The organism is Ningiella ruwaisensis (assembly GCF_004798935.1).
Classification (GTDB): Bacteria; Pseudomonadota; Gammaproteobacteria; order Enterobacterales; family Alteromonadaceae; genus Glaciecola; species Glaciecola ruwaisensis.
In genome coordinates this window covers 178607-192136 of sequence record NZ_RAHT01000006.1, presented here as the reverse complement: position 1 = coordinate 192136, position 13530 = coordinate 178607, and the positions used below count along the sequence as shown (strand labels likewise).

General features: G+C 43.0%; 8 protein-coding genes. 7 read left to right on the top strand and 1 reads right to left on the bottom strand.

The annotated features are described in order from the left end of the window. Positions 1 to 177: 177 nt before the first annotated feature. Positions 178 to 2136, top strand: coding sequence for an alpha/beta hydrolase family protein (locus D6V41_RS13440; RefSeq protein ID WP_136252045.1), 1959 nt, complete (start codon positions 178 to 180; stop codon positions 2134 to 2136). 65 nt (positions 2137 to 2201) lie between these two features. Here the strand turns inward: D6V41_RS13440 and D6V41_RS13435 are convergent, their stop codons facing one another. Further along, positions 2202 to 5354 (bottom strand): TonB-dependent receptor, encoded by a 3153-nt coding sequence (locus tag D6V41_RS13435; protein ID WP_136252044.1) that lies wholly within the window; start codon positions 5352 to 5354, stop codon positions 2202 to 2204. A 697-nt stretch (positions 5355 to 6051) separates the two neighbouring features. Between D6V41_RS13435 and uxaC the strand changes: the two genes are divergently transcribed. The 6 genes from uxaC to D6V41_RS13405 are packed head-to-tail and all read left to right on the top strand — an operon-like array spanning position 6052 to position 13386. Further along, complete coding sequence (gene uxaC, locus D6V41_RS13430) at positions 6052 to 7458, top strand: glucuronate isomerase (RefSeq protein WP_136252043.1); 1407 nt, start codon at positions 6052 to 6054, stop codon at positions 7456 to 7458. Then, positions 7455 to 9008: a mannitol dehydrogenase family protein gene (locus D6V41_RS13425; RefSeq protein ID WP_136252042.1), complete on the top strand. Its 1554-nt coding sequence runs from the start codon at positions 7455 to 7457 to the stop codon at positions 9006 to 9008. The genes uxaC and D6V41_RS13425 overlap by 4 nt, the downstream gene beginning before the upstream one ends. Before the next feature lie 6 nt (positions 9009 to 9014). After that, the gene (locus D6V41_RS13420) at positions 9015 to 10586 is read left to right on the top strand and encodes a UxaA family hydrolase (RefSeq protein WP_136252041.1); all 1572 of its coding nucleotides are present in this window, start codon (positions 9015 to 9017) and stop codon (positions 10584 to 10586) included. Continuing rightward, positions 10583 to 11614 carry a TRAP transporter substrate-binding protein gene (locus D6V41_RS13415; RefSeq protein ID WP_136252040.1) on the top strand — a complete coding sequence of 344 codons (1032 nt, stop codon included), beginning with the start codon at positions 10583 to 10585 and terminating at the stop codon, positions 11612 to 11614. Before D6V41_RS13420 ends, D6V41_RS13415 begins: the two co-directional genes overlap by 4 nt. Beyond that, on the top strand, positions 11614 to 12090 hold the full coding sequence (locus tag D6V41_RS13410; RefSeq protein ID WP_136252039.1) for a TRAP transporter small permease: 477 nt from the start codon (positions 11614 to 11616) through the stop codon (positions 12088 to 12090). The genes D6V41_RS13415 and D6V41_RS13410 overlap by 1 nt, the downstream gene beginning before the upstream one ends. Beyond that, positions 12091 to 13386 carry a TRAP transporter large permease gene (locus D6V41_RS13405; RefSeq protein WP_136252038.1) on the top strand — a complete coding sequence of 432 codons (1296 nt, stop codon included), beginning with the start codon at positions 12091 to 12093 and terminating at the stop codon, positions 13384 to 13386. The last annotated feature ends 144 nt before the right edge of the window (positions 13387 to 13530 follow it).

Genomic DNA, 13530 nt, shown 5'->3' with positions numbered 1-13530 from the left:
CTCCTCAAAATCGGACTAAAAATAAAACCCCAGTCTGAAAAGCTGAAAATAAGCCGAGCGCCAATGATCAAATGCTTGACGTCTTTATTAATAATGTAATAACTTTGTTAACGAAGGTGATTTTAGCGCCTTAATCTACCACCACAGTTATTAACGCAGGTAAGGGAGTACTTTAGTATGCGTTTTTTCAGCTCTTTGTTAATTATCATTGCACTTTTGTGTGCTCACCATGGCCTTGCCAGCGAAGACGTGCAGAACGCGCCTCTTGAGCCCCTCGCATTCAGCCGATTGCCTGCCTTTGCTGACCCCGAGTTATCCTATTCCGGCAAGTTCTTGGCTTTCACTCAAAATTTGATAGAGCCAGAGCCTTTAACGCTTCTTACCGTCGCTAATTTAAGTGATGGTAAAAGCCAGATGGTGCTTACTTCAGACAATAAAAAAGTAAAACTGAATTGGTATGAATGGGCAAATGATGAAGTTTTACTGATAAGCGCAGCCTATGAAGACAACGTAAAGGGGACGCGTTTTTATCAAACACGATTATTTAGTATTGACTTAAGCGAAGAAGATCCTCAGCTTAAACAATTAGTAAAACCCAGAAGAGATGCAGGTGTACAGGTATTTGGTACCTACACATCGCAATATCAGGATAGGGTTCTCGATTTCATGCCCGAAGACCCTGAGCATGTGATTATCGCAGTCGATTTAGACGTGCCTCACATGCCTTCGGTGTATAAACTCAATGTACGGACGGGCCGAACGAGCCGTATTGAAAAAGGCAAACTGTCTATTCGCCGTTGGGTGCTAGACAGGCAACACAACTTAAGAATTGGAATTTCTTATAATTATAATACAGGCGAATCTCGGATATATCATCGAAAGACAAACGATGATGATTTTGAAAAGCTCATAGAATACCAGACTTACGAACAACCGAGCATGCAAATACTGGGCTTTGATGCCGATCCGAACATTATGTATTACAAAGCTTATCAGGACGATAAACTGTCGTTGTTTTCAATGGATCTCACTACAAAAGAAAGTACGCTTTTGCTTCGTCATGATGATTACGATGTTTCGGGTGGATTAATTTATTCAAGAAAGCTTAAGGACGTTATTGGCGTATATGATGCCCATTCACCAAACGGCCGATACTATTTTGATGATTATCTAATGCCCTTTCACGACGCGCTCAATAAAATTTTCCCCACCTCATTTAATCGCATATTGAGCTTTAATAAAGATGAAAGTGTTTATGTACTGCATACGCAAGCAGATAACCTGCCTGACGACTTTTTTATTGGCAACAGAAACGAAAATACACTCGACTTTTTATTCAGTGCTTACCCAGAAATGGAAGGCACCAAATTATCTCATCACAAAATCGTAAAGTACAAAGCTCGAGATGGTTTGGAAATAGAAGGGTATTTAACCTTGCCGCTTACGGGCGAAGCTCCTTATCCTACTGTGATCCTCCCACATGGAGGGCCGAACGCGCGCGATTATTCGGGTTTTAATACTTGGGTAGCGTTTATGAGTAACCAAGGATATGCCGTATTCAGGCCAAACTTTAGAGGCTCAAAAGGTTATGGCTATGAGTTTGCAAAAGCCCAGATGCGAGCCTGGGGGCTTGAGATGCAGGATGATATTACAGATGCCACCAACTGGCTGGTGGAAGAAGGAATAGCCAACGCCGAAAAGCTCTGTATTGTTGGAGGAAGTTATGGCGGATATGCAGCAGCAATGGCAACCGTTAAAACGCCTGATTTGTTCAAGTGTGCCGTGGCTTTTGCAGGCGTGTTTGATTTAAAACTTTTGGCCAAACAGCAAGGTTGGTTCCTAGGAGGTGACCTGCAAAGTGACAAGCAATTTGGGGATGATGCAGATGATTTAGAAGCGCGTTCTCCTCTTTACGGCGTGAGCAAAATTAAGACACCCCTTTTAATAATGCACGGTACAGAAGACGTATCGGTCAATATTAAACAGTCACGTGAGTTTGTTGACGCCCTCCAAGACAAGAACAAAGCGGTGAAATATATTGAATTTGAATATGGAGACCACTATTTGTCGATGCAAGAAAATCGCCATCAGTTTTTCAGTGAACTGCAGCAATTTTTAGCTGCGCATTTACAATAAAAAAAAGCCCAAACCGAGGTTTGGGCTGAGCGCACTTTAAATATAATCGCTATTTTCGTCAGTCTTTAAAACCGCCCTCTAATACCTAATTGATAAGTAGGTCCATAATTTTCGAGGGTGGCGAAGTAGTTTCCATTGTTAAGGATACCCGCTGCGCCTCCTCTGAAGAGTCGATTGTCTTCGGCATCGTTGATATTAATTGCGTCCAGATACACCTGAATTTCTTCAGTGATATTATAGCGAACGTTAATATCAACTTGCGTTCTTGCATCTTCAATCAAGTCACCTGCCGGATCATCATCTTCAAGGCCTGCTTCGTTGATGGCTCGTAGGCGTTCTCCCTGATAAACAATCGCGGTTCGAATTGAAAACACTTCGTCTTCCCAGCCAATTGAAAAGTTACCGATGGCATCAGACTGATCCGGGAATTGAAAATCCCTGTCAACCAAGTCTGATGATGCACTGCTGTCTGCGAAGGTTGCATTTGCCTGTACGTAAAGGTTGCTTAAAATACCAGGTAAGAATGTATAGGCCTGATAATAGCTGATTTCCAAACCTTGAATTTCTGCTTCATCACCGTTTGCAACGGTGTCAATTTCAGAGATACCAAAGCTCGTCGCCGTGCCATCATCTACTTCAAAGCCTAAGCGCGTTACATCATCACCAGTTAGTACAATAGGGACAATAAAGTTGTCGATAGACTTATGAAACGCGGCAACAGTAAAGGCAACCGACTCGCTTGGGAACCAGCTTATCGAGGCATCAAAGTTTTGCGACGTAAGAGGTTCTAAAAATGGATTTCTGGCAGGCCCTGCTTCGGTTCTAAACGCAGGGCCATTGTCCTCTTCATTAGCTATTGCCAGTGCTGCCTCTGCCTCTTCAATACTGCTTAAGATTCCGGCAAAGTCCTCTGCTTCAAGCGGACATTCTTCTGTAGAGCCCGTACCACCAAATTGAGACACAACTACGGAGCATAAAATATCATCATCAAGTAGCTCATTTGTATCAAGAAACTGAATGGCAGCGGCCTCGCCGTATTCAGGGCGCTTGATCCCCTCCGTGTAAGAAGCTCTCACCTGAACCGTTTCCGTGACTTCCCACTTCATACTCAAATGAGGGAACCAGTTCCGATAATCGTTACCACCTGTTCGTTGTTCAATTAAAGGTGCGGGACTTTGTCTTGAGCTAATAAACGCATCAATCTCATCTTCATCCACGCCCCCATTTGCCAGTGCCTGGGCCAAAGTATCGGTGATCCCTGTGTCAAAGCTTTGCTGTCGAACCGAGCTACCAGTTGTGGTATATTCAGTGTCTTCCATACGAACACCGGTAATTATTTGTAAATCCTCTACCGGTTCGAATTTAAATTGAATATAAGCCGCCGTCACATCTTCTTCGGCAGTAAAATCATCCTGTAAATCTGCCAATGTGATGAAATCACCCCGCTCGGCGACGGTTGCTACTCGACCATTGGCAATGAGCTCATTCAGTACGGGTAATAAGTCATTACGCTCAATGTCAATCGGAATAGGGAAATCGCTTCGGTCGGCAAACGCTTTATTGGGAAAGTCTGCCATCCTGATGTCAGCATCTACCAAATACTCTACACGCGAAAAGTCAAATTCGCGCTCTCGCGTGCGATGCTTTACACCAAACTTAAGCTCAACGTCAGTATCCATTACCTCAATCCAGCGTTTTGCATCAAAATAATAGGTGCTAAATTTATCGATGGAGGAATCGAAGGTGCGATTGGGTGTTCCTAAAAGCTCACCATCGAATGTTTCAGCACGAATAGGGAAGCCTTCTCCCGTGGTAGGGTCCAAATCATCATCATCGTCATCATAAAATTCTCTGGCTAAATCAATATCAATTCCCGAATCGTTTAAATTGGCGAAGGTCATGCTTATATTGTCGGATCTAAAGCGCGCCTCTGAACGATCTTGCTCAACCTCATTTCGAGAGAAATCTGCACCGTAGTTTAATTCCCAGTTATCTCCAAGTGTACTGGTACCCTCCAGTCCCAGGGTCCAGACTTTTTCATCTTCAACACCCGGGCGTAAGCGTCTTTCAGAGCGTGCATCTTCAAAGGTGCCAAACACTGCACCGTTGGCATCCACACCAATTTCAACAACTTCATCTACATCGGGGTCGTCTGTGCCTAATCCCATGGGTAAATCACCGTCTGAACGGCTAAAATCGTAAGTTGCACGATTGGTATAAAACGTTTCTTTGTTATCAGAATAGCTACCGCGAACTTGAAACAGATGGTTATCTGTCTGGTACTCTATTTGCCCGTTAAGAGATAAACGCTCGCGAGTTTCTTCTTCTGAGCGCAAATCTAATTCTTGTGGAATGAGATAGCACTCCACAATTCTGCCGTCTTCCTGAGTATCGGTGCAATCATCGACATCACCACCTTGAAAATATTCTCTGACGAGTTCGCCATCGTCTTCGTATTCTTCAACGGTAAAATAATTAAGTCCATCACCAATTGAGGCTTCATCAGTAATAGTTTCTCTATCCTGATAGGTAATACCCCCAGCAAAACCTAATCGTCCAGAATCCAAATCTACTAGCTTGGTAAAATCAGCAGAAAGCTTAGGGTTCCATGCTTCAGCTTTTTCCTGATAAGCTGATTCAACTCTAAATCCGTAAGAATCTTTACCACGTGCAATCGCTGAAATTGTATTTAAGTTAATTGCGCCTGCAATAGCATCTGCATCCATTTCAGGTAACAAGACTTTAATAACTTCAATCGAAGATAAATTGTCAGCTGAGAAAATATCCAAGTTAGTAGAGTTTAATTCTGGGTCGCTGCTGCCCAAGCGTGCGCCGTCTAATGTAACAGTAGCAAACTGAGTGGGGAGGCCTCGAACAGAGACTTGCTGGCCTTCACCACCAGAGCGGTTGATTGAAACACCCGCTATTCGCTGCAAAGACTCAGCTACCGTTGGGTCACCAAATTGACCGATATCATCAGATGTCACAATTGATTTGAACTCATCCGCCATGCGCTCTAACTCATTTGCATTTTGTATCGCGCCGCGTCTTCCCGCCACCTCGATTATTTCAACCATTTCTTCTTCGGTAGCATTTTCTTCGATTTGTGGCTGAGTGGATTGAGTTTGCGTTTCTTGAGCATGTAAGTTAACAGCATGGCTTGACATCATTAATGCTGAAACAACCCCAAGCCAAACGCGATTTTTTGGATACGTCATTGACTTCCTCTTAGTGTTTATGTGTGTTTATTTTTTGTTAAATTACTGCAAAAAATTAGTGAAGTCAATTATTGGCTTGACCAATATTGTAAAAAATTGAAGAAGGTGCTTGACCATGATGGGTTTGTTTTATATCGGTGCTTTTTGAATACGCTTTATTTTACGGGCTGTAGAGGCTTTTAAGTTGCAACAAACGTAAGGCAAAACAAATTTTTTCAGTCAATTAAAAGCAACAAAAACGACTTCTTTTCGTTTAAAAATGTTTTTTCCCAGTTGGTGATTTGCTTTACTGGTAATATAGGTAAGATGCCAAGCCCAATTTGCACGTAAACAAAGTATTAGTAAAGTAGCCAGGAAAAAGCATATCAGTGCATAAATATTGTGAAGAAATGTATTAAACTAATATTTTGTGAGAATGAGTGACGGTGATCGATAACCTTACTACGTTCAAAAATGATTACTTGAATTTTAGTATAAATCTTATGGCACTTCATGAACATCAGATAATAAGAAGTGCTAATTTTTAAAGCCGTGGAAATAACTTTATATCCGATAATGGGTAGTTTGTTACAGTGAATAGAGCAAATTTCATAAACGCTTAATGACCTTATACTGCGGAGTTTGCATTGACATCTTAATATCTCTTTGACAGAATCTGGCCTTACCAATTAAAATTTTCTATCAGACAGGAGCCTCAATGAGTGCGTTTGACGACAATCGTTTGTTTTCATCTGATCCCACGCAGCGCAAAATTGCGCAGGAGCTTTATTACCAAATAAAGGATTTACCCATTATTAGTCCGCATGGACATACCGACCCTGCCTGGTTTGACCGCAATGAAAACTTTCCTGATCCTACAAAGCTGTTACTTGTGCCTGATCATTACGTGCTGCGTATGTTATATAGCCAAGGCATCAGTATGGAATCTCTCGGTGTAAAAAGTATCGATGGTACGCCGCACGAAACTGACTCCAGAAAGATATGGCGCGTGTTTGCAGAGCACTTTTATCTATTTAGAGGTACGCCTTCTGCAATGTGGTTAAATATCGTATTTAAAGAAGTGTTTGGTATTGAAGAAAAGCTCAGTGAAAAAACCGCAGACAGTTTTTATGACCGCATCCAAAGTCAATTAGAAACAAATGAATTTAAACCCCGCGCTTTGTTTGAACGCTTTAATATTGAAGTCATTTCAACCACTGAGTCTCCGCTTGATGAGCTTATTCATCATAGAAACATTGCAGACAGTGGCTGGAAAGGCCGCATTATTTCAGCGTTTAGACCAGATCCGGTTGTAGACCCTGATTTTGAAGGCTTTGCAGACAATATAGATAAGCTCGCAGCCTTATCAAAGCAAAATTGTGACAGTTATCAAGGCTATTTAAATGCCTTGCGCGACCGCCGTGCATTTTTTAAATCGACAGGTGTAACTGCTTCAGACCATGGGCATAGCACTGCACTAACTGCTGACCTGTCAAAGGATAACTGCGAAGCACTCTTTCAAAAAGCACGCAGTGGAAAATGCAGTGCAAAAGAGGCAGAACTATTTAGAGGGCAAATGCTTACTGAAATGGCAGGCATGAGCCTTGATGATGGCTTAGTGATGCAAATTCACCCAGGTTCTTTCAGAAATCATAACCCAGAGCTTTTCAAACGCTTTGGGCGGGATAAGGGCGCAGACATACCTTCTCAAACTGAGTACGTGCAGGCGCTAAGACCACTTTTAAATAAATACGGCAATAACCCTGATCTAAGTATTATCTTATTTACCCTGGATGAGACCGTTTATAGCAGAGAACTTGCGCCTCTTGCAGGGCACTATCCCTGTTTGAAACTCGGGCCTGCATGGTGGTTTCATGATTCTCCAGAGGGCATGATGCGGTTCAGAGAAATGACAACTGAAACAGCAGGTTTTTATAATACGGTTGGTTTTAACGATGATACGCGAGCCTTTTTGTCTATTCCGGCACGACACGACGTCGCTCGCAGAATAGATTGTAATTACCTTGCACGCCTCGTTGCTGAGCATCGGCTTGATATGGAAGACGCACATGAGGTAGCAAAAGACTTGGCCTATAATCTTGCCAAAAAGGCTTATAATTTATGAGCCGATTGTCAAAAAATGCTTTATCAGCACTAAATGGGCAAAGCATCAGCTTGCCAAAGTATGATGTAGACAGTCTTCGTTGCGGGATAGTACATCTTGGTATTGGTGCTTTCCATCGGGCGCATCAGGCCTACTACACGCACTTATCGATGAATGATACTAAGGATTCAAATTGGGGTATTATTGGCGTGAGTTTGAGACGTCCAAATGTTGCCGAACAAATGAACCCTCAAGATGGTTTGTATACTTTAGTAGAGCAGTCGAATGATGGTAACCAATACGAACTCGTTGCGGCTGTAAAAAAAGTGCTAGTGGCACCGGATAGTCCGAAAGAAGTCTTAGAACTCATGTCCAATGAGCAAACGCATATTGTTTCTTTAACGGTCACTGAAAAAGGCTATTGTCACGACCCGGCGACCGGTGAGCTTAATCTGTCTCATCCTGATATCCAGCATGACCTAAACAATCTGTCCAAACCAAAGTCGGCCATCGGTTATCTGATAAGCGCGCTTTATGTTCGCTATCAGCACAAATTAGCTCCATTCACCGTGCTGTGCTGCGATAACTTACCCGACAATGGGAAGTTGCTTAAGGGATTGTTGTTACGATTTGCCTTTGAACTAAATGATGATTTTTGCACATGGTTAAAAGATGAAGTGGCCTGTCCATGCACCATGGTCGATAGAATTGTGCCCGCCACTCAGCCTGATGACATTGAGGCCCTGGAACAACACTTAGGTTTTAAAGACATGGCCATGGTAAAAGCTGAGCCATTTAAGCAATGGGTTATTGAAAACAACTTTTGTTCACCTCGGCCAAAATGGGAAGCACAAGGTGCAACCTTTGTTGAGAATGTGGCGGAATACGAAGATATGAAACTTCGCCTACTTAACGGAAGCCACTCCAGCATTGCTTATCTTGGCTTTTTAAGCGATTGCGAATACGTATCTGATGTGATGGAAAATACTGTTCTTAATCAATTTGTAAGCGACCTTATGGAGCAAGAAATCAGTTTGGCAGTAAAAGAACCAGACAAAATCGATATACATGCCTATAAAGCCGACTTGCGTTCTCGCTTTTCAAATGCAGCGCTTAAACACCGTACCTATCAAATAGCGATGGATGGGTCGCAAAAATTGCCCCAGCGATTGCTCAATACGCTTGATTACTTACTGAAACATAATCACCCATTCAAGCGCATCGCTTTTGTATTGGCAACCTGGATGCATTACGTCAGTGGTAAGAAGCCCGTTAGTGGTAAAAAGCCTGTTAGTGGCAAAAACACTTTTGAAGTGCAAGATCCTCTGTTAGGTGAATTTCAAAAAATCGAGGCGCGATATGAGATTAATGAGTCAAACACGGATGCAGACAGTGCACAAAAGAAAGTCCGCGAAAAGGTGCTCGCCTATTTACAGATAAGGCAAATATTTAAACCGAGCTTTCTGCAACACACTGAGCTTGTTGATGCAATTACAGAGGCTTACCAATCCATCAAACAATATGGCGTAATCGACAGTGTTGACCGTTTATGCAAGTCTTTAAAGGTCTAAATGCTTATGTCTAGCGCATCGCTTAATGCCATTCGAGTGCATCCACGTGACAATATTGCGGTCGCGGTAAAAAACTTAAGCAAAGGCGACGCACTCGCACTCCAAAGTGCGCCTGCAAAAAATGAGGGGCTCAGTACTAGCGAGGTATTTGTATCTGAAGACATAAACTCAGGTCATAAAATAGCATTGTGCGACATCAAACAAGGTGCTTACATACTTAAATTCGGTCAAATTATTGGTGAGGCCAAACAACATATCTGCGCTGGCGAACACGTTCATGTTCACAATATATCGATGCCTGTAGCCCAGGTAGACTCTGATATTCGCATCGTTCCATCAGATTCAGATAAGATTTCGACTGAAAATAATGACAGGCACTTTTTAGGTTTTCATAGAAGCAATGGCGATGTAGGTACACGCAATTATATCGGTATTTTAACCTCCGTGAATTGCTCAGCATCAGTTGCGAAAATGATTGCTGCTCACTTTACAGATGAAAGACTTAAACCTTATAAAAATGTCGACGGTGTTGTTGCATTTACTCATCGCGGTGGTTGTGGCATGGCAGCAAAGGACTCTGAGGGATTGGAAAATTTGCAGCGTACCTTGGCCGGCTATGCAGAACATCCCAACTTTTCTAATATTTTAATGTTGGGTTTAGGCTGTGAGGTGAATCAAATTCAGCCATGGATGAAAAAGTTCAACTACAAAAGCTCCGATACCTTCAAGTGGATGACCATCCAGGACCAAGGTGGTACGAGAGCTACTCTTGACCGAGGTATTAAAGCGATTGAGGCCATGCTTGAAGATGCGAATTCGTGTGTACGAAAACCTGCGCCTTTGTCTCATCTCACATTAGCACTTCAATGCGGTGGCTCTGATGGTTATTCAGGCATTACCGCTAATCCGGCTTTAGGTGCAGCTTCTGACTTACTCGTCAAAGCGGGTGCCACCGTAGTGCTAAGTGAGACCCCTGAAATTTATGGTGCTGAACATTTGTTACTTAACCGTGTAAGTAACAAAGAAACCGCTGATAAGCTAATAGCCCGCCTGAACTGGTGGAAAGCGCATGCTGTAAAGCATGATATTGAGCTAAACAATAATCCCTCACCAGGGAATCAAAAGGGCGGATTAACGACTATTTTAGAAAAATCATTAGGTGCAGTCGCTAAAGCAGGCACTACGCCACTTAACGGCTTTTATCACTACGCTGAAAAAATAACTAACAAAGGTTTTGTGTTTATGGATGCGCCAGGCTTTGATCCATGTTCGGTTACGGGTGAAATTGCATCTGGAGCGAACCTGGTTTGTTTTACCACTGGAAGGGGCAGTGTTTTTGGCGCTAAACCCGCTCCAAGTATCAAATTAGCCAGTAATTCTACTTTGTTTAATAATATGCAAGACGATATGGACATCAATTGCGGGAAAATTCTTGATGGTGAAGTTGATGTACAGCAAATGGGTGAAGAAATCTTTAACTTTATTATTGATGTCGCTTCAGGTAAGCCAACAAAGAGCGAAGAGTGGGGATTTGGCGACAATGAATTTATTCCCTGGCAGCTAGGGGCAATGCTATGAACGATAAATGCTTTTTTCGCATAGCATTAATTTTGAGCGCTGTGTTTTTACTAAGCGCTTGCGAGCGCTCACAATCAATAGTTGAGATAAAACTAGGTCATGGATTAGATACGCAGCATCCTGTGCATCAAGGCATGGAACATATGGCAAAGCGACTGGACGAATTATCTGACGGAAACATGCAAATAAGCATCTACCCCAGCCAACAGTTAGGTACCGAACGCCAAACCCTGGAGTTATTGCAAGTAGGCAGTGTGGGCATGACAAAAGTGTCAGCAGCGGTGCTGGAAAACTTTGCTCCTGATATGAAAGTGTTCGGTTTGCCTTATATGTTCACTGGCTTGGAGCATGCATATGCGGTTTATGATGGCGAAATCGGGAAAGCGCTTTTACGAGAGAGCGAACCTTTTTACTTGCGTGGGTTAACCTATTATGACGCAGGTAGCCGTAGTTTTTACAGTACTGATAAACCAATAAAATCCCCATCAGATTTGCAAGGCATGAAAATCCGAGTTCAGCCCTCGGTGACTGCCATGAACATGGTGCGTCAAATGGGTGGCTCGCCCACGCCCATCGCATGGGGAGAGTTGTACACTGCACTGCAGCAAGGTGTGGTCGATGGGGCAGAAAACAATCCTCCAAGTTTCTACTTGTCTCGACACTACGAAGTAAGTCGCTTTTACACGCTCAATGAACATACTTTCGTTCCTGATGTGCTCGTGATTTCTACCCATGTCTGGAACAGTCTAAACGAGCAACAGCAAAAGTGGGTGCAGCAAGCTGCTGATGAATCCCGGTTAGTTCAGCGAAAGCTTTGGAAAGAAGCTGAAGCACTGGCACTCGCTGAGGTCAAAGCAGCTGGTGTTACAGTTACATACCCCGATAAAGCGCCATTTTCTCAAGCTGTAGCCACTATGTTTGATAATTATAAAGACGAACCCAAGACCATGTATTACATACAGCGGATAAGAGCGTTGGGCGAAGAGCTAAAAGCATTGAAAACCACTAACGAGCGTGTTGAAGAGTAATGAATAAACTAGCAGGATTAATTCAAAAGGGCTTGGAAGCAGTGCTTGTAATACTACTAGCGGCACTCGTTATGTTGGTATTATGGCAGGTTGCCAGTCGCTTCTTGTTGTCTTCACCCTCATCTTTTACAGACGAATTATCCCGTTATCTGATGATTTGGGTTGCGCTACTTGGCGCTGCATGGGTTACTGCAATTAAAGCCCATTTGGCAATTGATTTACTGTCGGAACGGCTAAAGCCCGCTTACGCGATACGCTTGCAAGTACTACTACAACTGTTGATTTTAGGTTTTGCATTAGGCGTTTTAGTCTACGGAGGAAGTAATCTGGTCCATTTGACCTTGCGACTTGAGCAAGTGTCAGCCGCCCTTGAACTTCCGCTTGGTTATGTATATCTGGTTTTGCCAGCCAGTGGATTATTGATCAGTTTTTTTTCGATTCATCACATTCTCATAATGCTTAAAGAGGGAAAGTAAATGGATTTAATTGAAGTACTCGTATTACTTTTAAGCTTTATCATCCTATTGGGTATTGGTTTACCTATCGCTTTTGCCATCGGTTTAGCTGCAACATTGACTATTCTTATTAATGTCCCTTTCACAGCAGGTGTCACCACAATTGCCCAACGTATGGCAACAGGCCTCGACAGCTTTACCTTGCTTGCTATTCCCTTTTTCATACTTTCAGGACAGTTGATGAATCGAGGCGGTATAGCTACACGGCTTATCAATTTTGCAAAAGCGCTTATCGGCTCGCTTCCCGGCGGGATGGCGTTTGTCAATATCATAGCAAGCATGCTGTTTGGCTCAATTTCAGGAAGTGCTGTGGCTGCTGCATCCTCAATAGGCGGTGTCATGGGACCGAGGATGGAAAAAGAAGGCTATGACAAAGCTTACTCAGCTTCAGTAAATATCACATCCTCCACAACAGGTTTGATTATTCCGCCAAGCAACATCCTTATCGTTTATTCTTTAGCGTCTGGTGGCGTTTCCATTGCTGCACTTTTTATTGCTGGATATTTACCAGGCTTACTCATTGGTGCGCTATTGATGCTGGTTGCCGGGGTAATTGCAAAGCGCAAAGGCTATCCGGCCGGTGAACGTGTTCAATTAAAACAGGTGGCGCTCACCTTTATTGATGCTGTGCCCAGTTTGTTGTTATTAGTAATTGTAATTGGAGGCATTGTGGGTGGACTATTCACAGCCACAGAAGCCTCTGCCATTGCAGTGCTCTATACACTGTTACTTGCCTTTTTCTATCGAGAGGTAAGTGTGCGCAATTTGCCGTCAATATGTCTGGAGACCATTCACACTACCGCTATCGTGTTAATGTTGGTTGCAACATCCATCGCCTTGTCGTGGGTCATGGCGTTTGAGGATATCCCTCAGTCAATCTCACAAGGTTTACTGGCGCTCAGCGATAATCCTATTCTAATTTTATTGATCATTAACATCATTTTGCTTTGCGTGGGTATATTTATGGATATGACACCCGCTGTACTTATTTTTACACCCATATTTTTGCCTGTGGTAACTGCTTTAGGCGTTGATCCTGTGCACTTTGGTATTCTGATGGTGCTTAATCTTTGTATTGGTCTTTGTACGCCTCCTGTGGGAAGCGTTTTATTTGTTGGTTGTTCAGTGGCAAAACTGAAAATTCAGGATGTGGTAAAACCGATGTTGCCGTTCTTCTTTGCAATGCTGGTTGGATTGATGCTTGTAACATACATTCCATCTATCACTCTGTTTTTGCCGAGCCTTTTTGGATTTTAGCCAAGTTTATATTCAATCAATGTAGCTTTTAGCCCCAACACAACCGCTTTCAGGCACTATAGAACATACTTTCTTTAATAGTCGATCACAGTGTTCAAGGCCACATGCTTTAAGTGTTACCGCTATCGGTAACCTGTTTCACCC

Excerpts from the sequence above, each read along its gene's own strand:
- D6V41_RS13440 (WP_136252045.1), top strand. The coding sequence starts at position 178 with ATGCGTTTTTTCAGCTCTTTGTTAATTATCATTGCACTTTTGTGTGCT.
- D6V41_RS13435 (WP_136252044.1), bottom strand. The coding sequence starts at position 5,354 with ATGACGTATCCAAAAAATCGCGTTTGGCTTGGGGTTGTTTCAGCATTA.
- uxaC (WP_136252043.1), top strand. The coding sequence starts at position 6,052 with ATGAGTGCGTTTGACGACAATCGTTTGTTTTCATCTGATCCCACGCAG.
- D6V41_RS13425 (WP_136252042.1), top strand. The coding sequence starts at position 7,455 with ATGAGCCGATTGTCAAAAAATGCTTTATCAGCACTAAATGGGCAAAGC.
- D6V41_RS13420 (WP_136252041.1), top strand. The coding sequence starts at position 9,015 with ATGTCTAGCGCATCGCTTAATGCCATTCGAGTGCATCCACGTGACAAT.
- D6V41_RS13415 (WP_136252040.1), top strand. The coding sequence starts at position 10,583 with ATGAACGATAAATGCTTTTTTCGCATAGCATTAATTTTGAGCGCTGTG.
- D6V41_RS13410 (WP_136252039.1), top strand. The coding sequence starts at position 11,614 with ATGAATAAACTAGCAGGATTAATTCAAAAGGGCTTGGAAGCAGTGCTT.
- D6V41_RS13405 (WP_136252038.1), top strand. The coding sequence starts at position 12,091 with ATGGATTTAATTGAAGTACTCGTATTACTTTTAAGCTTTATCATCCTA.